The 22,485-nt window shown below is 45.1% G+C and carries 18 protein-coding genes; 12 read left to right on the forward strand and 6 right to left on the reverse strand.

All coding sequences use genetic code 11. The features are described 5' to 3' along the window. Positions 1-33 precede the first annotated feature (33 nt). Positions 34-1,179 (forward strand): C1 family peptidase, encoded by a 1,146-nt coding sequence (locus J7623_RS00270; protein WP_291915813.1) that lies wholly within the window; start codon positions 34-36, stop codon positions 1,177-1,179. Between the two features lie 209 nt (positions 1,180-1,388). Here J7623_RS00270 and J7623_RS00275 read toward each other — a convergent pair whose 3' ends face one another. Then, positions 1,389-1,685 carry a hypothetical protein gene (locus J7623_RS00275; protein WP_291915815.1) on the reverse strand — a complete coding sequence of 99 codons (297 nt, stop codon included), beginning with the start codon at positions 1,683-1,685 and terminating at the stop codon, positions 1,389-1,391. 12 nt (positions 1,686-1,697) lie between these two features. Then, positions 1,698-2,315: an L-threonylcarbamoyladenylate synthase gene (locus J7623_RS00280; protein WP_291915818.1), complete on the reverse strand. Its 618-nt coding sequence runs from the start codon at positions 2,313-2,315 to the stop codon at positions 1,698-1,700. Positions 2,316-2,390: 75 nt separating this feature from the next. On the opposite strand from J7623_RS00280, the gene mtgA reads away from it, so the two are divergent. After that, the gene (mtgA, locus tag J7623_RS00285; RefSeq protein ID WP_291915821.1) at positions 2,391-3,107 is read left to right on the forward strand and encodes a monofunctional biosynthetic peptidoglycan transglycosylase; all 717 of its coding nucleotides are present in this window, start codon (positions 2,391-2,393) and stop codon (positions 3,105-3,107) included. 6 nt (positions 3,108-3,113) lie between these two features. Here the strand turns inward: mtgA and J7623_RS00290 are convergent, their stop codons facing one another. The 4 genes from J7623_RS00290 to J7623_RS00305 form a co-directional block, all read right to left on the reverse strand. After that, positions 3,114-3,632 (reverse strand): ATP-binding protein, encoded by a 519-nt coding sequence (locus tag J7623_RS00290; RefSeq protein ID WP_291915824.1) that lies wholly within the window; start codon positions 3,630-3,632, stop codon positions 3,114-3,116. Continuing rightward, positions 3,629-4,252: a nicotinamide riboside transporter PnuC gene (gene pnuC / locus J7623_RS00295; protein ID WP_291915826.1), complete on the reverse strand. Its 624-nt coding sequence runs from the start codon at positions 4,250-4,252 to the stop codon at positions 3,629-3,631. The genes J7623_RS00290 and pnuC overlap by 4 nt, the downstream gene beginning before the upstream one ends. Positions 4,253-4,331: 79 nt before the next feature. After that, positions 4,332-6,026: a PNGase F N-terminal domain-containing protein gene (locus J7623_RS00300; RefSeq protein ID WP_291915829.1), complete on the reverse strand. Its 1,695-nt coding sequence runs from the start codon at positions 6,024-6,026 to the stop codon at positions 4,332-4,334. Positions 6,027-6,153: 127 nt separating this feature from the next. Beyond that, positions 6,154-6,750, reverse strand: a complete 597-nt coding sequence (locus tag J7623_RS00305) for a NifU family protein (RefSeq protein WP_291915832.1) — start codon at positions 6,748-6,750, stop codon at positions 6,154-6,156. Positions 6,751-6,905: 155 nt separating this feature from the next. On the opposite strand from J7623_RS00305, the gene J7623_RS00310 reads away from it, so the two are divergent. The 10 genes from J7623_RS00310 to dinD all read left to right on the forward strand — a co-directional run bounded on the left by J7623_RS00310 (position 6,906) and on the right by dinD (position 22,290). After that, positions 6,906-7,421 (forward strand): ferritin, encoded by a 516-nt coding sequence (locus J7623_RS00310; RefSeq protein ID WP_291915834.1) that lies wholly within the window; start codon positions 6,906-6,908, stop codon positions 7,419-7,421. A 50-nt stretch (positions 7,422-7,471) separates the two neighbouring features. Further along, positions 7,472-7,924, forward strand: coding sequence for a methylglyoxal synthase (locus tag J7623_RS00315; RefSeq protein WP_291915837.1), 453 nt, complete (start codon positions 7,472-7,474; stop codon positions 7,922-7,924). Positions 7,925-8,018: 94 nt separating this feature from the next. Further along, positions 8,019-9,875: a mechanosensitive ion channel family protein gene (locus tag J7623_RS00320; RefSeq protein WP_291915839.1), complete on the forward strand. Its 1,857-nt coding sequence runs from the start codon at positions 8,019-8,021 to the stop codon at positions 9,873-9,875. 86 nt (positions 9,876-9,961) lie between these two features. Then, positions 9,962-11,503: a family 10 glycosylhydrolase gene (locus J7623_RS00325; protein WP_291915842.1), complete on the forward strand. Its 1,542-nt coding sequence runs from the start codon at positions 9,962-9,964 to the stop codon at positions 11,501-11,503. A 220-nt stretch (positions 11,504-11,723) separates the two neighbouring features. Then, positions 11,724-13,367, forward strand: coding sequence for a M57 family metalloprotease (locus tag J7623_RS00330; RefSeq protein WP_291915843.1), 1,644 nt, complete (start codon positions 11,724-11,726; stop codon positions 13,365-13,367). Between the two features lie 380 nt (positions 13,368-13,747). After that, positions 13,748-18,277, forward strand: coding sequence for a glutamate synthase large subunit (gene gltB, locus J7623_RS00335; RefSeq protein WP_291915846.1), 4,530 nt, complete (start codon positions 13,748-13,750; stop codon positions 18,275-18,277). 63 nt (positions 18,278-18,340) lie between these two features. Further along, entirely contained in the window at positions 18,341-19,816 is a 1,476-nt protein-coding gene (locus J7623_RS00340) for a glutamate synthase subunit beta (RefSeq protein ID WP_291915848.1), read from the forward strand. Between the two features lie 127 nt (positions 19,817-19,943). Then, complete coding sequence (locus J7623_RS00345) at positions 19,944-20,573, forward strand: hypothetical protein (RefSeq protein ID WP_291915851.1); 630 nt, start codon at positions 19,944-19,946, stop codon at positions 20,571-20,573. 103 nt (positions 20,574-20,676) lie between these two features. Further along, positions 20,677-21,303, forward strand: a complete 627-nt coding sequence (locus J7623_RS00350) for a hypothetical protein (RefSeq protein WP_291915853.1) — start codon at positions 20,677-20,679, stop codon at positions 21,301-21,303. Positions 21,304-21,447: 144 nt separating this feature from the next. Then, positions 21,448-22,290 carry a DNA damage-inducible protein D gene (gene dinD, locus J7623_RS00355; protein WP_291915856.1) on the forward strand — a complete coding sequence of 281 codons (843 nt, stop codon included), beginning with the start codon at positions 21,448-21,450 and terminating at the stop codon, positions 22,288-22,290. Positions 22,291-22,485 lie beyond the last annotated feature (195 nt).

Consider the following 22,485-nt stretch of genomic DNA (forward strand, 5'->3'; position numbering starts at 1 on the left):
GTCCTTGTTTTTAAAACTTATCATTTTACACTCATGAAGAAATGGATGATGTGTGCAGCCATGCTTTGCAGCGTAGGCGCATTTGCACAAAACAGTACCAATGTGGAGGGAAGTAAATACCAGTTCACAGTAGTTAAAAACCTGGATGCAGGAGATGTACAAAATCAGGGACGCACCGGTACTTGCTGGTCTTTCTCCGGTTTGTCCTTTTTTGAATCAGAATTACTGCGTAACGGTAAAAACAAGGGGCTGAATCTCAGTGAAATGTTTGTGGTACGTAAAATGTATCCGTTGAAAGCAGCTAATTATGTACGCATGCACGGTAAAGCCAACTTCGGTGAAGGTGGTGGATTCCCGGATGATCTGTTGTGCCTCCGTGAATACGGCCTGGTTCCACAGAGCGTATACGATGGTAACAAAGACAAAATGTATAACCATGCTGAAATGGAAAGCCTCCTGGAAGGTATGGTCAATAAAATAGGCAATGCCAACGGCACTATCAACCCTAACTGGAGCAAAGCATTTGATGGTGTACTGAATGCCTATATGGGAGAAGCACCTGAAAAATTCCAGTATAACGGTAAAAGCTACACGCCGCAGTCTTTTGCTAAAGAGCTGGGGCTCAATGCTGACGACTATGTGCTGATTTCTTCTTTTACACATCATCCTTACAATTCACAGTTTGTTCTGGAAGTACCGGACAACTGGAATTGGGAGAAAGTATACAACGTAAACCTGAATGACTTTACCAACATCGCCGAAAATGCGATCCTGAATGGTTACACCATTGCATGGGCTGCCGATGTAAGCGAAAAAGGTTTCAACTTTAAAGATGGACTGGCTATTGTTCCGGAAAAAGACTGGGCCGATATGTCAGCTGAAGAAAGAAGAAACGCTTTCCTAGAGCCTGGTAAAGAAAAAACCATCACTCCGGAACTGCGTCAGCAGGCATTTGATAATTTTGAAACACAGGACGATCACGGTATGCACATTGTAGGCCTGGTAAAAGATCAGAATGGCAACAAATACTTCCGTGTGAAAAACTCCTGGGGTACTGATAATCCAGGATCCGGATACTTCTACGCTTCTGAACCTTACTTCGCTTATAAAACCACCTGCTTCATGGTAAACAAAAAAGCGTTGCCTGCAGATGTAGCTAAGAAACTGGGTATAAAATAATCGCTTTTAAAAAGCAGCAAAGAGGTGGTTCGGTAATACCGGGCCACCTCTTTTTCGTTAGCGCCAAACGACTCTTCTCCCCGGTCGCTAACCGCATTTTTAGCATCTTCCAAAGGTATTTATCTCCCGAAAAATATATTTGCTATAGGCAAATATATTTACTTGACTTAGTCAATTTTTACCGGCCAACATCAATATAGTAAAAGATTTTAATGTTTCCCTTCGAGTTGTTGTGTGTAAGAATAGTTGCCTAAACGGAGTTTTACAGGCAGCCCGGTACTCTTTTGCCAAACCCATTCCTTTTTACAAAAAAAACCGAAATGTTGTTGGTAATAAGCATCCGGAGAAAGCCTGTAAACAGGATAAACCGGCGGAGGAGCAGGAGGAATATGAGCGGGTTTGGGAGGCGGCAATAACTTCACCGGCTTCAGGGCAAAGGTTTGCGCGCCGGCTGCGTAACCGGTCAACAAAAGTCCTGTCATCCATATCCATCCTCGCCTTTTCATAAAAAAATTTTATCAGGAGATTTCTTCAAAACTGCCAATTCCTTCACGAATCAGCACCGGTTCTGGTCCGGTGCAATCTACTACCGTTGAAAAACCCATTCCACCAGGACCACCATCTATCACGATGTCCACCTGTTTTCCGAACTTCTCATAAATAATTTCCGGGTCCGTATACTCTTCCACGTAGTGATCTATTGGAAGGGTAGTACTCATCAGCGGATTGTCCAGCTCCTTCACAATGGTGCGGCAAATATTATTATCCGGCACCCTGATACCTACCGTATCTTTCTTTGTTTTTAACAACTTTGGCACCATCCGGCTGGCGGGCAAAATAAATGTATATGGTCCCGGCAATGCTTTTTTCAGCATCCTGAATACAGGCGTATCCACACTTTTAGCGTAGTCAGATAAATGACTGAGATCATAACAGATAAAAGAGAAGTTTGCTTTTTTGGGATCTATCTGTTTAATCCGCGCTATCCGCTCTATGGCTTTGTGTTGCGTAATATCACAGCCCAAACCATATACCGTATCAGTGGGGTATATAATAATCCCTCCATCCTTCAGACATTCGATGATTGTTTTTAAATGGCGCGGATTCGGGTTATCTGGGTGTACGTTTAATAGCATATATAAAGTTAATGATTGTGTTTCACTTTCAGCTTTTTAGCCTACCTTTCGTCCCGATTTTTCTAAACCTACGCGATGAATTTAAAAGGCATTGTTCCCAGAACGTGGAGGAGATTGAAGAGGGTACTACTGGTTTTAATTGTTGCACAATTTATTTATATCATCCTGTTGAAATGGGTGAATCCGCCTATTACCATTACTGAAATCGCCAGCTGGTTCAGCCTCTGGGGCACAGATAAAAAACTGCACAAAACATGGGTGAGCTATGATGAAATATCACAACATGCCAAGCTCGCTGTAATTGCCAGTGAAGATCAGCTCTTCACCGATCACAATGGCTTCGACTTTAAGTCTATCGAAAAAGCCATGAAGCATAACCAACAAAGTAAAAAGATAAAAGGTGCCAGCACTATCAGTCAGCAGGTTGCTAAAAACGTATTCCTGTGGCAGGGCCGTAGCTGGTTCCGCAAAGGGCTGGAGGTATATTTCACGTTTATGATTGAGAAGATTTGGGGGAAACAACGCATTCTTGAAGTATATCTCAACGTAGCTGAAATGGGAGAGGGCATATTTGGCGTAGAAGCCGCCGCCCAGGCCAATTACAATAAAAATGCGGCCAGTCTTAACCGTGAAGAGGCTGCCATGATCGCTGCCTGCTTACCTAACCCGATTAAATACACGATTAATCCGCCTGCCCGGATTACCAGTTATCGTCAACGAAAAATCCTGATACAAATGCGCAACCTGGCGCCGGATCCGGATATTATGGAACTGGTAGTGGGCACAAAATAAAATCACCTATTGCAGCAATGCCTGTACACCTGCTATGGCAAGGGCTTCGCGCTCCTCGTAAGTTCCTTTGATTTCCAACCATGGAACACCGGAGGCAGTAACAATGTCTTTATAAACCTGGTAGAAATAGCTACGCATGGCCGGATCAGGGTATTCTCTTTGCGGATCTTCTTCCCAGGGCAAATCAATATAAGTCAGTAAATATAGGTCGCAATGCTGTTGAGCCAACTGCTTTAAAATGCGCGGATCACAGTTACCGTATTTATGCTCACTCCATACTTTTATCACGTATAGATCCGTGTCGCAAATGAGCACCCTGTTGGCTTTCCCGGCCTGCTGCCGCTCCAGCGCCAATTGTCCGGCAGCTATTTCCAGCAAATCCGCTTGCTCATACGGACGATCCAGCTGATCAATGTATTCCCGGGCATATTCCGGCGTCCACACGGTGTTAAAGTGGGCCGCAAGCTTTTCACTGAGCGTACTCTTTCCTGTAGATTCAGGTCCTATAACAACTACTTTCTTCATTTATCAGATGTTTCTTTTTGCTGCACAATCGCCTTCCAGTCGTAATATCCGAATACAGCAATGATAAATAAAAAGATGGTCAGAGAAGCAGTCAGATACAGGTGCTTATATATCAACAACGGTATAGCCACCAGGTTGGAGATGTTCAGCAATATCCAGTTCTCCAGCTTCCGCTTGGCTAACAACCACATGCCAGCACAGGCACTGGAGGAAACAAAAGCATCCATTACCGGCACATTGGAATCGGAGAAATGACTTAGCAGGAAATAAAAAATTCCCCAGCCACCAAGTGCAATAATAATAGCTGTATACAACTCCCTGCGGTTACTGCGCGTAACTGGTGTAGCCGGTTCAGCAGGGCCTTTCTTTGCCCAATATATCCAGCCATATATACTCATAATCAGGTAGTATGCATTCAGGGTGGCATCAGCATAAAGCTTGAAATGCTCCTGTGATAAGAGCCAGGTGTAAATACCAGTGCTGATAATACCGGTAGGATATACCAGTATGTTATTATTTTTTTGGAAGATGACCGACAGCACAGCAAAAAATACAGCGATTCCTTCCAGTAGGGTCATCTGATGCAGTCCTTCTAAAAAGCCCTGGTATAAATCATTCATGGTGCGAAAGTGGATAAATATTTCCAGATTTCGTACATCGTTGTTGTGGATCTATACCACAACAACGATGTACAAACCGTTATTTCTTTTCTCCTATCAGTGTACCAGACACATTCCAGAAGCTCTGACTGGTACCTTCCGGCTTGCCTTGCGGAATAGCCACCTGGATGGTATGCCAACCCGGCGTAATATCCGGCAGTGAAATAATTACCGGCGATGTAAGCGTACCCGGGCACCAGTTAGAACGACTCAGGTCTGAAGAAGACAAGCCATTTCCGAAATTGCCGGAAGCCGGATTAGAAAGGCGATAAGTAGCACAATCGGTACGCCATGGAATGAAGTGGTATACACGTTTGCCGTCTACAAAAATCTCGTTCTGTTTAGGATTGAATTCATCGCCGCCGCCCCAGCCGCCATGGCCGGTAGTAAGGAAGCGCAATTGTACATTTTTAAGTCCTTCCGGAATATTTACACGTACTTTCAATGAGTCTTTATCAAACAGGGTCGCGTATTCCTGTCCGGCCATTTCCATTAAGTTGGTAGTATTGAAAACCGGGTAGATCCAGTTGGGAGCAGGGCGGTTTTCATCTTCCGGATCACCTGGATAATATTTAAGGCTAAGACTTACTTTATGACCTCCTTTATCGTAGTTGCCAATATATACTCCCAGCCATACATCACCCTGCAGGCGGTTGTGTAGCTCGGTAATATCCTGTTTATAGATAACGGAATCCGCCCAGTTGTAACCGGCTATTTTCACCTGGTTATTAAACTGGCGTACGCCGAATGGTGTGAAGAAACGTAGTATTTCCAGTGTTGGTAAATAGTTGTCCGTGGCTACCATTCCGTGGTAGTTATTCCCGTTATTGGCAGTAAACAACGGTAACGCCTGTACGCCTTTTTGCAACCCATCCAGGAAAGACGTGGCTTTATCTGCGGGAATCATAAATACGGAACCGGTTCTGTCGTACGCATCTCCATTGGAATATTGGGTCAGCTCTGCGAAAAGGGTTTCTCCTTTCTTTATAGCCGGCAGCGATACTTTTTTCAGTATTACGGTGCCGCCTGCGTAATGATAGGTTTGGTTCATTTGTTCCCCGGTGGGATTAGGCTGGTTATTTCCCCAGCTTATCTGCTCCTGGTTAAACACGGGGAAGGTAGTGTAACGGCTGTCGATTACCTGCCGCATATAGGCTGCATCGTCAACCAGGGTACCGGTATTGGAAGGCCAGGCCAGTTCTTCCGGGGTAATTTTACGATAGGTAATTTTCTTTGCAATGGTTTCACTGTTGCCATTCCGCACCATTCTGAGTACCAGCCCCAGGCCAGGAGCAATAGTGATATTGGGCGTGCCTTTCAGCGCCAGTGCATTAGTATACCACACTTCAATGGTGTTGGAGCGAATAAACAGTTTTGCTTTCTTACACACATATCCCAGTATGGTAGCCGTATCGGGGAGGAGCTCCGGTGTGGCGTATTCGCTAAAGTTCTTTTTCAGCGTGTATACTTCATTGTTAGGAAGGCTTAACACCTGCAGGCTGGCTTGTTCCTGCAATTGCAGGTATTGCTGTTCCTTTTGTTTGCCTTTACCTGCAATGATGTGTGCGCGTTGCTGATCGATAAACAATTGCAGCTCATTGCCAGGAACGGCTTTGCCGTTGCTGCCAAAGCCGTAGGTAATAACGGCGCTTGTACTGTCCACTCTTTTCTTGCCCTGGGCCCATGCCGGTTGTATCGTCACTGCAATACCGGCTAATAACACTAAAAACTTCATGCTGGCATTCTGGTTTTAATAATAAAAAAGGCCTGGCAACACTAAAGGCTGCAGGCTAACCATTAAAAAAAAGCACAGCCATAAAGACTGTGCTTTCGTTTAACACTATCATTCACTCAACTATGGCTTATTCTGCTTCTGCCACCACTTCCTTTACTTCAGGGATCATACGCTTCATCATGCCTTCAATACCGGCTTTGAGCGTAATCATGGAAGAGGGACAGCCTGAGCAGGAACCCTGTAACATCAGTGTAACCGTGCCGTTTTCATAATCTTTGAACTGAATGGCGCCGCCATCCATTTCAACAGCTGGTTTCACATAGTTTTCAAGTAATTCCTTGATACGTTTTACCACATCTGTATCGTCTGCGCTCACTTCATTGCTGGCAGTATCTTTAGTGATTACTACCTCATCTTCGTTGATAACAGGGCGGGAGTCTTCCAGGTATTCTTTCAGGAAGGCTTTTACCGTAGGAATTATATCGTTCCAGTCAGTTTCGCTGGTTTTGGTAAGCGTAATAAAGTTAGCCATGATAAATACCCCTCTGATAAAAGGGAAGCTAAACAACTCAATGGCCAATGGCGATGGTTTAGCGCTGGCTTCATCCGGGAAATCAATGCTTTTACCAGGATACAGGAGTTTGTTTGCCACAAACTTCATCGTTTCCGGGTTAGGCGTCATTTCCGTATATATGCTGATGATTGGATTTCCTGTTTTAATCATTTTATCCTAATTTACTAATGCAAAGGTAACATTTTTCAGGCAGACTTTCGGGACAGATCTCACCGTTTGCTATTGAAAATAACAATTTGCTTATAGGCATTAGTGATACCCCACATTCCCTGGCATCTTCTTTATAATTATACAATTTTTTTGTCATGTTATTAAAAGAACTTTCCCCGAAAATTCAGGCGGCATTGAACCAGCAGGTGGAAATGGAAGCTGCCTCTTCCCAATATTACCTGGCGATGGCCTCCTGGTCTGAAGTCGAAGGCTACAATGGTATAGCCCAGTTCCTTTACCGGCACTCAGACGAAGAGCGTACGCACATGCTGAAACTGCTGAAATTTGTCAATGAACGCGGCGGACACGGCCTGGTGCCTGCGCTGAAGCAGCCTACCGTGAAATTCAAAAACATCCATGAGATTTTTGAGCAGGTATTTAGCCATGAGCTGGCGGTATCAAAAGAAATTAATAACCTCGTGGACATGTGCCTCAGCGAAAAAGATTATGCCACGCATAACTTTTTACAATGGTATGTAACGGAGCAGATCGAAGAGGAGCGCCTTGCCCGGCATATTCTCGACAAATTAAAGCTGATAGGAGAGGATAAGGGCGGACTGTACATTTTTGACCGTGATCTGGCTACACTGGACACCAACGATAAACATTAAAAAAATCCACATTCCATTTATTGCTGCCACTTATTACTTTTGTAACAGATATGCAAACCACGAAAGTATTAAAAGCACGTAAGCGGATCGCACTCATTGCACACGATCATAAAAAGGCGGAGCTCATTGAATGGGCCGTTTATAATAAAACGGTTTTAAGCCGCCATGAACTATACGCCACCGGTACCACCGGGATGCTGATAGAGCAGGCGCTGGATATATCCGTCAGAAAGTTGCTGAGTGGCCCCCTGGGCGGCGATCAGCAAATTGGTGCACTGGTAGCTACAGGCGAGCTGGATGTCATCATTTTCTTCTGGGATCCTATGGAAGCTTTGCCACATGATCCGGATATCAAGGCCCTGCTTCGTTTGGGCGTGGTTTGGAATATTCCGATGGCGATGAATCGGTCTTCTGCAGACTTTTTGCTCACCTCTCCATTGATGCACGAAGAATATGAGGCCAGCCTGCCGGATTACAGCCAGTATACCAAAAGAAAGGTATAACTACGGCTATCCGTTTTTCCGTCTTTATAAATTTTTCATGCCGCTAACAGCAGTGCCAGGCAAATTTTCCGTACTTTAAATAAAAGCTTCGGGAATGAGAATTGTTTTTACCCTTTTCTACGCTACCCTGTTGGCGGGTATTACCTTGCAAACCAATGCGCAAACCGATAGCAGTAAGGCTTCCCGGGATTCGGCGGCAGACTCGCAACTGGTATTGACAACCCGGCTGCTCCGGGAAAATGACTCCCTCCAAAAAGCAGACGAAGCCCGGAAAAAAGAATTGCAGCAACAACTGCTCCTAAGCAATGACCAGCAGAAAAAAGAATTGCAGGAAAAGCTCCATGCAATTGAACAAGCCGACTCCCTGAAAAAAGTTGCGAACCTACAGCGCATCAATCAACTGAAAGCCACGCACACCGGTATTCCGGTTGTTCCATTTGGCGATACCCTCTTTTATGTTTACAATAAACTGGGGCCGCTGCAACCCAGCGACCGCGCGCAAAATATTGACCATAAGCTGGCGCAGTTAGCCAGTGATCCCTTTTTCACAGCAGATTCCATTCGCCCTATACCCAATGAAAACAATATAGACGTCGCCTATAATGATCTGGTACTGCTCAGTGTTACCGATGACGACGCCCTCTGGCTGAACCAGGATAAATTAATGGTGGCGCAGCAGTATGCCGACGCTGTTAAAACCGCACTGATAAAGCAAAAGAAAGATACCAGCCTGCAAAGTATATTGATCCGCATCGCCTGGCTGCTGTTAATCATCGTCGTGTTTTCTACCATCGTATATGGCATCAATCGCTTGTTTAAACGCTTGCGAACCAAAGCCGTCAGGCAAAAAGACCTGTATTTTAAAGGCGTGAAAGTGAAGGAATATGCCCTGCTGAACCAGCAGAAACAAATCGGGATCGTGCTTACCGCGTTACGGATTGCCCGGATCATCCTCATCCTGTTTATCTTCTATATCACCCTGCCATTTGTGTTCAGCATATTCCCCTGGACCAAAGGCATTGCGGATAAGCTCATCGACTGGACACTATCTCCGGTTAAATCCATTGTTCTGAGCTTTGTTCATTATCTCCCTAAATTACTCACTATACTGGTGATATACTTTATTACCCGTTACCTGGTGAAACTGGTGAATTACCTGGCAGAAGAAATTGCTGTAGGCAATCTTACTATTAATGGTTTCTACGCCGACTGGGCAAGGCCTACCGCTACCGGCATCAAATTTCTGCTATATGCATTTATGTTTGTAGTGGTGTTTCCTTACTTGCCGGGATCGGATTCAAAAATATTCCAGGGGGTATCCGTTTTTCTCGGCATTCTCTTCTCACTCGGTTCTTCTTCCGCCATATCCAATGTGATAGCGGGCTTTGTAATTACGTATATGCGTCCTTTTAAGATCGGTGACCGGGTAAAAATAGGGGACATCACCGGGGATGTGATCGAAAAGAACCTGCTGGTAACACGGTTACGCACTATAAAAAATGAGGAGATCACGGTTCCCAATGCCAGCATCTTAAACGGCCATACAATTAATTTTACTACTTCCAGTAAAGATCTCGGCCTGATTCTGCACACTACTGTCACTATTGGCTATGATGTTCCCTGGAAACAGGTACATGAAATGCTGATAGCCGCTGCCCTTGCTACGGATGGCGTTTTGAAAGATAAATCACCTTTTGTGTTGCAAACAAGCCTCGATGATTTTGCCATTGCCTATGAAATCAACGTATATACAGATCATTCGCATAAAATGGCGGTGATTTATTCAGACCTGCATCGAAATATTATTGACCACTTTAATGCTGCCGGCGTGGAGATTATGTCGCCACACTTTATTGCGCACAGGGATGGGAATACCAGTACCGTGCCTCCGGAATACCTTGGCAACGACTATAAAGCCCCGGTTATGAAGGTGAAGATTGAAAAAGAATAGTATCTATCTTCATAAGAATCACATATTTGTATCCTATCAGCCCCGGTTTTTGCTATTTTCGCATCTTACGGTTAAAAGTAAGGCAGATGTTGAAGCAATTTATAGCAGGTATCTTTGTATGTATCATTCTTGCACAGCAGGCAGGGGCGCAGTTGCCGCCCAAACGCGAATTAAGAGCCGTTTGGATCGCCACTGTTGAAAATATTGACTGGCCTTCCAGGCGTGGATTGAGTACAGAGCAACAAAAACAAGAGTTTATTGCTATACTGGATCAGCAGCAGCGCAATGGCATGAACGCCGTAGTAGTGCAGGTACGTCCTGCAACAGATGCTTTCTATCAATCCTCTTACGAACCCTGGTCAGAGTACCTCACGGGTGTACAGGGACAAGCGCCCAATCCATATTATGATCCACTGCAATTCATGGTGGAAGAAACACATAAACGGGGGATGGAGTTCCACGCCTGGTTTAATCCATATCGTGCGGTATTTAATGTAAGCCGCAGCAGTATTGCGGCCAACCACATTTCCCGCCTTAAACCACAATGGTTTCTTACCTACGATGGCAAAAAATATTTTGATCCGGGTATTCCGGAAGTACGCGATTATGTAACTGCGGTTATCCGCGATGTGGTAAAACGTTATGATATCGATGCAGTACATTTCGATGACTACTTCTATCCATATCGTGCACCAGGGAAAGAATTTCCGGACAACAGCTCTTACCGGCTATATGGTAAAAATGTAATGAAGGATGATTGGCGCCGGGCTAATGTGGATGCGATTATACAGCAATTGAGTGTTGCTATTAAGGCAGAAAAGCCATGGGTGAAATTTGGTATCAGTCCTTTTGGTGTGTGGCGGAATAAGGATAAGGATCCGGAAGGGTCTTATACCAAAGGAGGACAAACCAACTACGACGACTTATACGCCGATATCCTGAAGTGGTTAAAAAATGGCTGGATTGATTATGTTGCCCCTCAGCTGTATTGGGAGCGGGGACACCGCCTGGCAGACTATGAAATATTGCTGAACTGGTGGAGCCAGCATGGATATGGCCGGCAGGTATATATTGGACATGGGGTATACCGTATCAATAGCAATGCCGCCTGGAAGAATCCGAATGAAATACCGGCACAGGTAGAAGAAGCCAGAACCCTCAACACCATCCAGGGAAGTATTTTTTATAGTGCAGCATCCTTCCGGGGTAATCCACTGGGACTGGAAACCTTGTTGCGGAATGGGGTATATAAATATCCGGCATTACGGCCTATTATGTCGTGGTTGCCTAAAGAAACGCCGGAGGCGCCTTATTTTATTGATGCTTTTGAGCGTCCCGGAGGACTGGAAATACACTGGGCTGATGATGATACCAGCGGTCATACCAAACAGTATGTACTTTATAGGTTTGAGCAAAATGAGGCGATTAACGTCAGCGACCCTACGAAAATTCTCACTATACTGGAACAGATGCCTGATCCGGTATATAAAGATGTATCCTATGTTAAGGGCAAATCATATACATATGTGGTAACCGCCCTGGACAGAATGCAGAATGAAAGTTTGCAGGGAGAGCCCTTACGGATAGCAGTAAAAAATGGGAAGGCTTCTTTCCTGTTTGAACCATAATGGCAGCATAAAATTATCATCTCCCCCATGTAGATAAGTTGATTTCAGACAGGAGAAAGCAATAATGGAGCGAAGAAGCCCTCAATAGATCCAGTATTTTTTTCCCTGTCTTTTTTCTCTTACTTTTGATGACATTGTTAACTACCGGACCAATAACCTGTTCCTATACTTAACACATATCCCTTAATCATTTAGATTGTCAAAAGAAAATATCTCAACTATGAATTTCTATGCTAAACTCTTCGCCTGCGTTGCTGCGGGCGCCGTTTCTTTGTCGGCCTGTAAAAAGAAAGACTCAACGCCTCCGGTAGACCCCAATATAATATCAGTGGCTATTAATGGTAAAATCAATGCACTGGGTTTTGACACCCTGAACGCAGTAAAACGGGATGGGGGATATCTTGTGGAGGGCGATCTTTTTTTAACAGATAAAGATCTTGACAACGTTCACGGATATACGGTATTGTCTATCGCAGACGCAGACCAATACAAATTATCTTATACCCTGAACGCATTACCTCGTGTAATCAGTGTTTCTGCAACGGGCCTGCCAACCGCTTACGCCAATGCGCTGGATATTGCTATTGCGAGATATAATGCCCTGAACCTGACTATTACTTTTAAAAAAGTAGCGACGGCAGGAACTGCGGATATTGAAATTAAAGATGGTCAATTAGGTGGCCTACTGTCATCTACGCGTGCTTATCCTGATGTTTCCCGTAATCCCTCCAGTCCGATTATCCTGGATGTAGCTAAAATAGGTGCCACTGCAGATGAAAAAAAGCTGGCTACGCTGATTGCGCATGAAATTGGCCATGCAATTGGATTAAGACATACCAGCTATGTAGACAATCCTTACAATTGTACTTATAAACAGGTAGCCAAAGCTGATAACAATACAGTAGAGATCATTAAAATTGAAGGAACTGCTACCAGTGGTGCAGGTTTCAGTTGGATGTCGGCCTGTCTGAATAATGAAGATCATCCGTTTAATCCGAATGACGTTATTGCTTTAAACCAATTTTACGGCAATACACCAGGTGTTTACAATGTTCCAACTGCTACTTATAGAAAAGGCACTAAAGAACTTCACTTGTTCCTGAGAAGTAAAACCAACACCTTACTGGAAAAGATCTATACCCCAGGTACTGGCTGGTCTGCCTGGAACGATCTGGGAGGAACACTTACATCAGACCCTTCAGCTACCTCCCGTGATGAAAATGATATTGTTGTTGTTGCAAGAGGAGCAAATAATAATGTCATCTATACAACCTGGAGCGCAGGCCAGGGTTGGAGCCAGTGGGGTAATAAGGGAGGGTCTATTGCATCAGCCCCCAATGTAGCCTCCAGGGGAGCAGACCACCTGACTATCCTAGCCAGAGGTACCAATGATGTTTTGCAAACCATTTACAATGATGCAGGAGTATGGTATAACTGGCAGAATTTTGCCACTTCAGTGTATTCTACCCCTACTAGTGTTTCCCGCTATCCCAACCATATAGAAATGTATGCCCGCGACAATAAAAATGGTATGCTCCAGGGTATCTGGACAAAAGAAAGCGATCAAACTGTTTGGCAGAATCTGGGTGGCGCTATTTATTCCGCACCTACAGGCGTTGCCAGAGGATACAATAATATTGATGTTTTCGCACAGGGAAGTAACCATCAGCTTATCACTACCAATTGGTCTGTTGCTGGCAACTGGAACGACTGGAATCGTATTGGTAACAATATTTATTCAGCGCCAGCTGTGGCTTCTCCGGATTCCCTGTCTATGGATATCTTTGCTAAAGGCCCCAGCGATAACCTGATTCAACGTACCTGGACAAAAGCCAATGGCTATGGTCCATGGATTAGTTTGTAAAACTGCTTGCAACATATTATCAAAAGGGCCAACCGGTAAATACTGGTTGGCCTTTTTACTGTTAGTGCTTTGTTACCCCAAACGAATACTAATTAAACAGCTTATAACAGGATCAGAATAAAAGAATAATACAAAACATAGCGTTCTCTGCCTTTAAGTGGCCCCAATTTGTCCTGATTGATCTTTCATTTTTTTAAATATTCTAACAAAGAATACCATCTTTTTATTTTTTTCTAAATTTTAACCGCCTAACAAAAGTTTATATAAAAAATACCGCGTTCCTTTAGTATCTTTAAACCGTTCCCGAATTATATCGTACACCATCACCCACGGCGCAAGTCAGAGGGAGAGTGTGTGCCAAAGCAAAAAATCTAAACCAAATGGATGAAGTGAAGCAAACGCAAGGTTTATACCGTCCGGAATTTGAACATGACGCCTGCGGAACAGGTTTTACCGCCCATATCAAGGGTCGTAAATCCCACCATATTATTCGTGATGCCTTAACCATGCTTGAAAACATGGAACACCGCGGAGCCTGCGGTTGTGAGCAAAACACGGGAGATGGTGCAGGAATATTGTTTCAAACGCCCCACGAATTTCTGTACGATGAATGCCTGAAATTGGGTATTCGCCTGCCGGAATTCGGGAAATATGGTGTAGGCATGGTCTTCTTTCCGAAAGAACCACGCTGGCGCGAAGAGTGTCGTGAGATACTCCAACGCAGCGCAGAGAAATTGGGCCTGGAAATCCTGGGCTACCGTAAAGTTCCTGTACGCCCTGACGGCATCGGTGAAACCGCCCTTTCTGTAGAACCGGAAATTGAACAGGTATTTATTGCCTGTCCTTATCATATCAGCGACCCGGAAGTTTTTGAGCGCAAATTATTTGTGCTCCGTAACTACGTTTCCAAAACAGTACGCAATACAGTGCCGAAAGAAAAGTCACTGTTCTATATTGCGTCTCTCTCTTATAAAACAATTGTATATAAAGGTCAATTGACGACCTACCAGGTACGTCATTATTATACCGACCTGAGTGATGAGAAAATGGTATCCGCCTTTGCGCTCATCCACTCGCGTTTTGCTACCAACACTTTCCCCAGCTGGAGATTGGCACACCCGTACCGCTATATTGCGCACAACGGTGAAATCAATACACTCAAAGGCAACCTCAACTGGCTCCGCGCCGGTGAAAGAGACTTTGTGTCTAAATACTTCACTACAGAGGAAATGGAAATGCTCCTTCCTATTGTAGAAGAAGGTCAGTCCGATTCCGCCAGCCTGGATAACGTGATTGAACTCCTTACCATGACCGGTCGTTCCTTACCACATGTTATGATGATGCTGGTACCGGAAGCCTGGGATGGTAACGAAGATATGGGAGAAGAAAAGAAAGCATTCTACGAATACCATGCTTCTCTGATGGAGCCATGGGATGGTCCTGCTTCTATTTCTTTCACCGATGGCAAAATCATTGGTGCTACCCTGGATCGTAACGGACTTCGTCCGAGTCGCTTCGTGGTAACAAAAGACGATCGTGTAATCATGGCTTCTGAAGCGGGTGTATTACCGATAGATCCAAAAAATGTTAAAGAAAAAGGCCGCCTGCAGCCTGGTAAAATGTTTATTGTAGACATGGAACAGGGCCGTATCATTGGTGATGAAGAGCTGAAACAACAAATCTGCTCTCAGCAACCTTATGGCGAGTGGCTGAATAAATATAAAATCCGCCTGGAAGAACTGCCAGAACCAAGAGTTACTTTTTCTCACCTGGAACATGAGCAGATCTTTAAATACCAACGCGCATTTGGCTACAGTACAGAAGACCTGGATCACATCATTGCCCCAATGGCCATTGATGGTAAAGAACCAGTTGGCTCCATGGGCACCGATACCCCACTGGCCGTACTGAGCAACCAGCCTCAACATCTGTGTAACTATTTCAAACAACTGTTTGCACAGGTAACCAATCCACCTATTGATCCTATCCGGGAAAGATTGGTGATGTCCCTGGCTACCTTTGTTGGCAACAATGGCAACCTGTTGAATGAGGATCCGTTGCACTGTCATGGACTGGCACTGCGTCATCCTATCCTCAACAACCATGAGCTGGAAAAAATTCGTAGTATCGATACCGGTATATTCCAGGCCAAAACACTGCATACCTACTTCAAAGCAGACGGCAAGCCCGGCTCTCTGGAAAAAGGATTGGCCCGCCTTTGCCGTTATGCAGTAGATGCGGTGGAAGATGGTTTTGAAGTAATCATTCTGTCTGACCGCGCTATCGACTCTGAACACGCTGCCATTCCGTCTATACTCGCTGCTTCTGCGGTTCACCACCACCTGATCCGCAAGGGTTATCGTGGACAGGTAGGACTGATTGTAGAAGCCGGCGACGTTTGGGAAGTACATCACTTTGCCTGCCTGCTCGGATTTGGCGTAACTGCTATCAACCCGTACCTGGCACTCAGCACCATACGTGATATGAAGCTGAACAACAAACTGGATACTACCCACGATGTAGACAAGCTGAAAAAGAACTATATCAAAGCCATCTGCGATGGACTCCTGAAAGTATTCTCCAAAATGGGCATTTCTACCCTGCAATCATACCAGGGCGCGCAAATTTTTGAAATACTCGGTATCAATCAGCAAACTGTTGATAAATATTTCACCGGCGCAGTTTCCCGTATCCAGGGATTAGGCCTGGATGATATTGCCCGTGAAACACTGGCAAAACACTGGATGGGTTATGGCCGCAAAGAGACGCCTATTCAGCGCTTAACAGAAGGTGGTGTATACCAGTGGAAACGTAAAGGAGAATTCCATCTCTTTAACCCTACTACTATTCACTATCTGCAGTTGTCGACCCGTATGGGTGATTACGCTGCTTTCAAGAAATATTCCAAAGCGGTAAATGACCAAAGTGAAAAAGCAGCCACCTTACGTAGCCTGTTTTCATTTAAGCCTAACCGTCCATCTATTTCTATTGATGAAGTAGAACCAGCTACCAGCATCTTCAAGCGTTTTGCTACCGGTGCTATGAGCTTTGGCTCTATCTCTCATGAGGCACACTCCACACTGGCCATTGCGATGAACCGCATCGGTGCCAAAAGTAATACCGGTGAGGGTGGGGAAGATGAAATGCGCTATACAGAACTGCCTAACGGCGATTCCATGCGCTCTGCCATCAAACAGGTTGCCAGCGCCCGTTTTGGGGTTACCAGCTACTACCTGACCAATGCGGATGAACTGCAGATTAAGATGGCACAGGGAGCTAAACCCGGTGAAGGTGGACAATTACCTGGTCATAAAGTAGATGAATGGATCGCGAAAACAAGACACTCCACCCCTGGTGTAGGTCTGATTTCACCGCCACCTCACCACGATATCTATTCTATCGAGGATCTGGCGCAACTGATCTATGATCTGAAAAATGCCAACCGCGCTGCCCGTATCAGTGTAAAACTGGTATCTAAAGCAGGTGTAGGTACCATTGCCGCAGGTGTGGCGAAAGCACATGCCGATGTAGTATTGGTATCCGGATTTGACGGCGGTACCGGTGCTTCTCCGGAAAGCTCTATCAAACACGCCGGCTTGCCATGGGAACTTGGTTTGGCGGAAACACATCAAACACTCGTTAAAAATAAACTCCGTACCCGTGTTGTACTGCAAACAGATGGTCAGCTGAAAACAGGCCGTGACATTGCCATTGCTACACTGTTAGGTGCTGAAGAATGGGGGGTGGCCACCGCTGCACTGGTAGTAGAGGGTTGTATCATGATGCGTAAATGCCATGTAAATACCTGCCCTGTTGGGGTAGCTACCCAGGATCCGGAACTGCGCAAACGCTTCACCGGAGATCCGCAGCACGTAGTAAACCTGTTTACCTATCTCGTGGAAGAACTCCGCGAAATCATGGCAGAACTGGGCTTCCGTACGGTGAACGAAATGGTGGGTCAGGTAGGCTGCTTACAGGTACGTGATAACATCACTAACTGGAAATCACAAAAACTGGATCTGTCGCCGATATTATTCAATGAAGCGCCTGCTGGTGAAACCGGTCTGTACAAACAGGAAGAACAGGATCACGGCATCAGCGAAGTAATTGACTGGCAGCTGCTGAAAGCCGCACAGCCTGCGCTGGAGAAGAAAGTCAGGGTATATCAGCAATACACAGTAAAAAATACAGATCGTACCGTAGGTACTATCCTGTCTAACGAAATATCCAAACGCTATAAGAGCGAAGGATTACCGGAAGATACGCTGCACTTCAAATTTGTTGGATCTGCAGGCCAGAGCTTCGGCGCTTTCACTACGAAAGGTGTAACACTGGAACTGGAAGGAGAAGCCAATGACTACTTCGGTAAGGGCTTGTCTGGCTCCAAACTGATCCTTTATCCACAAGGAGAAGCAGGATTCAAGGCAGAAGAAAATATTATTGCGGGCAATGTTTGTTTCTACGGAGCTACTTCCGGGGAAGCCTACATCCGGGGTAAAGCAGGTGAACGTTTCTGCGTACGTAATTCCGGTGCTACCGTAGTAGTAGAAGGGGTGGGCGATCACGGCTGCGAATACATGACCAATGGTAAAGCAGTGATCCTGGGTGAAACCGGTCGCAACTTTGGTGCAGGTATGAGTGGTGGTATTGCTTACGTATACGATGTGAAAGGCACTTTTGCTAATCACTGTAACCGCGAAATGATCGACCTCGATCCGCTGGCACAGGAAGATATCGCATTGCTGCAGGACCTGATTACTAAACACCATGCCTACACGAACAGTACGGTAGCGAAGTTTATCCTGAAAGATTGGGAAAACCAACTGCGTCATTTCGTGAAAGTATTCCCGAAAGAATACAAGGCGGTGTTGAAAGCAGGCATCGCGCAAGGCCAGAAGGTAGGTCACTAAAAGAAACAATAACATTCATCATCAAAATATCCCTTGCAGGTAAGGGACTTGTGGAGGAAAATTATGGGTAAACCTACAGGATTCCTGGAATTTACACGCGAGCTGCCCGGGAAAGCAGACCCCCGGGAAAGGGTTGGCCACTATAATGAATTTGTAGAACGCTTTCCTGATAACAAGCTAAATCAGCAGGCCGCCCGCTGCATGAACTGCGGCGTGCCTTTCTGCCACAGCGGATGCCCGCTGGGAAATGTGATACCGGAATTCAATGACTCCGTGTATCGCCAGGACTGGAAAGAAGCGTACGATATTCTTACTTCTACCAATAATTTCCCGGAGTTTACCGGACGTATTTGTCCGGCGCCCTGCGAAAGCGCTTGTGTACTGGGTATTAACCAGCCACCGGTAGCTATTGAAGAAATAGAAAGACATATTATTGAAGTTGCTTTCGATAAAGGATTAGTACAGGCCAAAGCGCCCCGCGTACGTACCGGCAAAAAGATTGCTGTTATTGGCTCCGGTCCTGCGGGTCTGGCGGCAGCAGCACAATTAAACTATGCCGGCCATACCGTTACCGTTTTTGAACGGGATGATGCGCCAGGCGGACTTTTACGCTATGGTATTCCGGACTTCAAGCTGGAAAAATGGGTGATTGACCGTCGGGTGAAGCTGATGGAAGAAGAAGGAGTAGTATTCCAATGCAACGCCAATGTAGGCGTAAACGTTAGTACCAATGACCTGTTGAGAGAATACAACGCCATTGTACTCGCCGGCGGATCCACTATTCCCCGCGACCTGCCAATTGCCGGCCGTGAACTGAAAGGCATCCATTATGCCATGGACTTCCTGAAACAACAGAACAAAAGAGTCAGCGATAAAACAGTAGATGGCAACGACATCTGGGCAACCGGAAAGAATGTAATTGTCATTGGTGGTGGAGATACCGGTTCCGACTGCGTAGGTACCAGCAACCGTCATGGTGCTGCCAGTATTACACAACTGGAGCTGCTTCCAAAACCGCCGGGCGAGCGCACTCCGTATATGCCCTGGCCTACTTATCCAATGATATTAAAAACTTCCTCTTCTCATGAAGAAGGAGCCGACCGTAAATGGGCCATCGCTACCAAATCCTTTATAGGAGATGAGAACGGTAACCTGAAAGCCTTACGCCTGGTAGACCTCCAATGGACCGCCAGTGCTGATGGCAGACCAGCCAAATTCACTGAAATCCCTGGATCTGAAAGAGATGTACCTTGCGAACTGGCGCTCCTGGCGATGGGCTTCGTACATCCGCAGCATACCGGCTTGCTGGATCAGCTGGAAGTAGAAAAAGATGAACGCGGTAACGTAAAAGCTACCGAAAAAGATTACCTGACGTCCATTCCTAAAGTGTTTACTGCCGGCGATATGCGCCGCGGACAATCACTGGTGGTATGGGCAATAAGCGAAGGGCGCGAGTGTGCGAGAAAAGTGGATGAATTCCTGATGGGTAGCTCCCAATTAGAAAGTAAAGACCATTCCTTACAGGCCATGGCATTGTAATTAAATTTTTTCTCATAAGCAGGTTTAGATTTTGTTGTAACCTTCAGCCGGGCCGGGTTTTTACCCGGCCTATATTTTTTTAAATTTTGTCTATCTTCGGGGCTGTTAACATCTACATCCCTGTACAATGAAGCATTTATCCCTTATAGTATCGTTGTTGATATTGCCGTGCAGTATCCTGGCCCAAACACATAAGAATTACAGAAGTTCAAAAAACATTGAAACCCTCCAGTCCAATACAGTTACAAAGAATTATAAGTCCTTGCTGATCGTTGGTTCCGGCTCTATGGCCAGCAGAAAATTTATTCACGATATTATTTATGAACTGGATAAGCAACTGGCCGACTATGCCATCTCCTATAATTATATCTACCTGGGTGCTGAGGATGCCGTGATTAACGACAATCTTAAAAAAAGCGTGTTATCCGGTAAGTATGATGCCATCCTCATGATCACTCCTCTCCGGTCAACACAACAAACTATCGTCTATAGCAATCAATCCCCTCCTTCAACAATGCGAATGCCAGACGGTAGCGTTATATCAGCACCGGCAAATCCTTATCCCTATCGTGTTGAGGACCGTTTATTAGAAAAAGTGGAGCTACAGGTCAGAGAAAACCTGGATAGCGAACCAGTTTGGCGTGGTATGCTCCAAACCGATATCAGACAGGATGCACAGAAAGTATTTGTAGGCATCAGCCGCAACCTGATAGCTGAAATGCAGGAAAATAAGTTGATCTCCGACACTAAAAAATAGTTATCCACAAAATCAGCGATACAATTACCATCTCAGCAGAAGAAATAAGTCTGTTCAGCTATTTCTGCTAATCACCTCCTCGTAAACCCAATACATTTGTTTCATGATGAAACAATGGGGATGCTTCTGGAGCTTTTTATTACTGGCGTTTGCAGCAACGGCGCAGCAACCTCAGCATGCGGTGTTCATTACAGGTAACCCTCCACTGAAAAAAGGCCTGTATAAAACCTTTGAAGAGTTTCAACATAACAGCCCCTCTGAAGAAGGCGACCTCGTTATCAAAAACCGCAGCTCCGCCGCACAAATCTATCTGCTGGCTAATAGAAATGAACTGGTACTCCGAGATGGTGCCGGCCGGGAACATAAAGTGAAAAACTATTGGGGCTTCTGTGATGGCTTTAATATTTACATCAGAGACAACGGGCTCAATAAGATAGAAGAAACCGGCTATTACTGCATTTATACCCTGCATGGCATCCAACCTTCCCGTAATTATCTCAACCAGGCCGATATGACAACAAACAGTATCAGTAGCCCGGTGATATTTAAAAAAGTACTGAATGTGGTCACCGGGCAAATACTGGATTTATCTGCCTATAACCTGAAAAAATACATTCTTCCCCAGGACAGTGTATTACTCGACCAATTCCGGGCGGATAAAGAAAAAAGAGAGCAGTTGGAGTATTACATTTATCGGTTTAATGAACGGAATAAGCCTGTGCTGAAGTGACTCTCCCTGATAATTAGCTAATGCCGATACGATCTGATTTATATCCTTTTGATCATGTTTGAACCTCGTTAACCAAAGCCATATTTACTGCCCCTACTTTTGCATTTCACAATATTGTGAAATGATTTTAAACATTTTCTTTTCATGAAAAAAGAATTGATTGAAGCGCTGTTTGCTCAATTTGAGCAAGCCCGTTACGACCACAAAGATGTTGAATGCTGGAGTGCCAGGGAGCTCCAACCCATTCTTGGATATCTAAGATGGGAAAACTTTTTTAAGGTTATTGAAAAAGCAAAAATTGCTTGTGAAAACAGCGGTGTCGCTATTTCTGATCATTTTCGTGACGTCACGAAAACGATCGATGTTCCGAAGGGAGGTAAAAGAAACTTACAGGATATGGTCCTTACCCGTTACGCCTGTTATCTCATCGCCCAGAATGGAGATGCCCAAAAAGACCCCATTGCCTTTGCTCAAACTTATTTTGCTGTGCAAACCCGTAAACAGGAGATTATTGAAAAACGGTTGTTGGATATCGAACGTATCAACGCTCGTGAAAAATTGTCCACATCTGAAAAAATCTTATCCAGCATCTTGTATGAAAGAGGGGTTGATGAAAAAGGATTCGCCAACATCCGCTCCAAAGGAGACCAGGCTTTATTCGGCGGATTCAATACCCGTGATATGAAGAAACGATTGATGGTGCCGGATAACAGGCCCCTCGCTGATTTTTTACCCACCCTGACCATCAAGGCCAAGGACTTTGCAACAGAGCTCACTTCTCATAACGTGGTGGAAAAAGACCTGGAAGGAGAGCCCGACATCACTGACGAACATGTAGATAATAATTCCGCGGTCAGAAAAATACTACTGGAAAGAGGCGTAAAACCAGAAACCCTTCCTCCGGCAGAAGATGTGGATAAAGTAAAAAAACGAATCAAAAAAGAAGATAAACATGCCTTAAACGAGGGCACACGAAAAGAAGAATAATTAATTCCTATACCCGTCCGATCCATCTGTTTTCCGCCAACCTGTGCATTTTCCTACTCACCTCAATCGCAGCATCTTTCCAAAAAATAGTGTGTCCGTTACCGTATTTGACGTATTCTTGCATTAACTATTATTCCCGATACCCCCTCAGGTATGGATTTTGTTGTTCCCCGAAGGCATGCGCCCCGGTTAAAC

Origin of the sequence: Chitinophaga sp., from assembly GCF_017745275.1 — a bacterium.
Taxonomy (GTDB): Bacteria; Bacteroidota; Bacteroidia; order Chitinophagales; family Chitinophagaceae; genus Chitinophaga.

Excerpts from the sequence above, each read along its gene's own strand:
- J7623_RS00270 (WP_291915813.1), top strand. The coding sequence starts at position 34 with ATGAAGAAATGGATGATGTGTGCAGCCATGCTTTGCAGCGTAGGCGCA.
- J7623_RS00275 (WP_291915815.1), bottom strand. The coding sequence starts at position 1,685 with ATGAAAAGGCGAGGATGGATATGGATGACAGGACTTTTGTTGACCGGT.
- J7623_RS00280 (WP_291915818.1), bottom strand. The coding sequence starts at position 2,315 with ATGCTATTAAACGTACACCCAGATAACCCGAATCCGCGCCATTTAAAA.
- mtgA (WP_291915821.1), top strand. The coding sequence starts at position 2,391 with ATGAATTTAAAAGGCATTGTTCCCAGAACGTGGAGGAGATTGAAGAGG.
- J7623_RS00290 (WP_291915824.1), bottom strand. The coding sequence starts at position 3,632 with ATGAAGAAAGTAGTTGTTATAGGACCTGAATCTACAGGAAAGAGTACG.
- pnuC (WP_291915826.1), bottom strand. The coding sequence starts at position 4,252 with ATGAATGATTTATACCAGGGCTTTTTAGAAGGACTGCATCAGATGACC.
- J7623_RS00300 (WP_291915829.1), bottom strand. The coding sequence starts at position 6,026 with ATGAAGTTTTTAGTGTTATTAGCCGGTATTGCAGTGACGATACAACCG.
- J7623_RS00305 (WP_291915832.1), bottom strand. The coding sequence starts at position 6,750 with ATGATTAAAACAGGAAATCCAATCATCAGCATATATACGGAAATGACG.
- J7623_RS00310 (WP_291915834.1), top strand. The coding sequence starts at position 6,906 with ATGTTATTAAAAGAACTTTCCCCGAAAATTCAGGCGGCATTGAACCAG.
- J7623_RS00315 (WP_291915837.1), top strand. The coding sequence starts at position 7,472 with ATGCAAACCACGAAAGTATTAAAAGCACGTAAGCGGATCGCACTCATT.
- J7623_RS00320 (WP_291915839.1), top strand. The coding sequence starts at position 8,019 with ATGAGAATTGTTTTTACCCTTTTCTACGCTACCCTGTTGGCGGGTATT.
- J7623_RS00325 (WP_291915842.1), top strand. The coding sequence starts at position 9,962 with ATGTTGAAGCAATTTATAGCAGGTATCTTTGTATGTATCATTCTTGCA.
- J7623_RS00330 (WP_291915843.1), top strand. The coding sequence starts at position 11,724 with ATGAATTTCTATGCTAAACTCTTCGCCTGCGTTGCTGCGGGCGCCGTT.
- gltB (WP_291915846.1), top strand. The coding sequence starts at position 13,748 with ATGGATGAAGTGAAGCAAACGCAAGGTTTATACCGTCCGGAATTTGAA.
- J7623_RS00340 (WP_291915848.1), top strand. The coding sequence starts at position 18,341 with ATGGGTAAACCTACAGGATTCCTGGAATTTACACGCGAGCTGCCCGGG.
- J7623_RS00345 (WP_291915851.1), top strand. The coding sequence starts at position 19,944 with ATGAAGCATTTATCCCTTATAGTATCGTTGTTGATATTGCCGTGCAGT.
- J7623_RS00350 (WP_291915853.1), top strand. The coding sequence starts at position 20,677 with ATGATGAAACAATGGGGATGCTTCTGGAGCTTTTTATTACTGGCGTTT.
- dinD (WP_291915856.1), top strand. The coding sequence starts at position 21,448 with ATGAAAAAAGAATTGATTGAAGCGCTGTTTGCTCAATTTGAGCAAGCC.